Source organism: Lysinibacillus sphaericus (genome assembly GCF_015844675.1).
GTDB classification, from domain to species: Bacteria; Bacillota; Bacilli; order Bacillales_A; family Planococcaceae; genus Lysinibacillus; species Lysinibacillus sphaericus_E.
In genome coordinates, this window is the sequence record NZ_LDGC01000082.1 from 1 (window position 1) to 1197 (window position 1197).

The following is a 1197-nucleotide window of genomic DNA, read 5'->3' on the forward strand; positions in this document are numbered from 1 at the left end:
CCATTCCATAAATGAGGCCGTCTTCTCTGGTAATCTTATCTCTTCATTCTTCTGGATCTGATCTACTGCTGTTTCAAAATCCTCTGCAAGAATTCGCCAAGATACACCGTCGATTGCTAGATGGTGTACACAGAACATCATTACTTTATCATGGTCTGTTTCAAATACAGCAATTTTTACCAACGAACCAGTCTCCAGATTGATGCTCGCCTGTATTTCACTGCAGCGCTCTTGAATGGCTTGCTTGACGTCATCTTTTCCTCGGTAATCAAACTCATAAAAATCACACAATTTGCTTTCACTGATTGGAAGGATTTCGAGTTGTTGATTTCTGTATACTGCCCTTAACATGTCATGATGTTTCACAAGTTCTTCGATTGCTTGCTTTATTTGTGTATTATCAATCCCGTCTACTGGGAACATCATTGTCTGGTTAAAGTGTTCTGGCTTTTCTAAGTTCCAAGAATCAAACAATTTTATAATAGGAGTCTTAGTGACGGGTCCACTTACTTCCCCCTGCTCATATTTACGTTCATTTTCTGTTTCTTTCATTGCCAATGCAATTCTTTCAGCCGTCTTTCCAGCCAGGATGTCTTTGACTGTTAAATGATATCCAACATTTCTAAGATTCGATATAATTCTTATTGCCTTAATAGAGTCTCCGCCAAGTTCAAAGAAGTTTTCTTTTACGCCGACTTCCTTCACATTCAACACAGTGCTGAATGCTTCGCATACCGTACTCTCCTTCTTATTTCTTGGTGCTACATACTCTCTGGTTGCTTTTACTTCGATCTCAGGTAATGCCCTCTTATCCAATTTTCCATTTCGCGTCACAGGAATACTGTCGATTTCCATCATATAGGATGGAATCATGTACTCCGGCAACACACCCGCAAGATGTTCTCTTATCTCCGATACACTGACGCTTTCTCCTGTATAGTATGTATAGAGCGCTTGATCACCGTTTTGATCCACTTTCGCGATTACTGCACTGTCATGAATACCTTTGATTTCACGAATTCGGCTCTCAATTTCTCCTAGTTCGATTCTAAATCCTCGAATCTTCACCTGTTCATCGATGCGGCCTAAGTATTCAATGTTTCCATCCGGCAGCCATCTTGCAAGGTCTCCAGAACGGTACAACCTTCCTTCGCCAAATGGATTTTTCACGAACTTCTTCGCTGTCAGTTCAGGACG

General features: G+C 41.0%; 1 protein-coding gene. It reads right to left on the reverse strand.

From position 1 onward, the window contains the following. A partial coding sequence (locus tag ABE34_RS20590; protein ID WP_197144320.1) for a condensation domain-containing protein occupies positions 1 to 1197 on the reverse strand: 1197 nt, incomplete at both ends.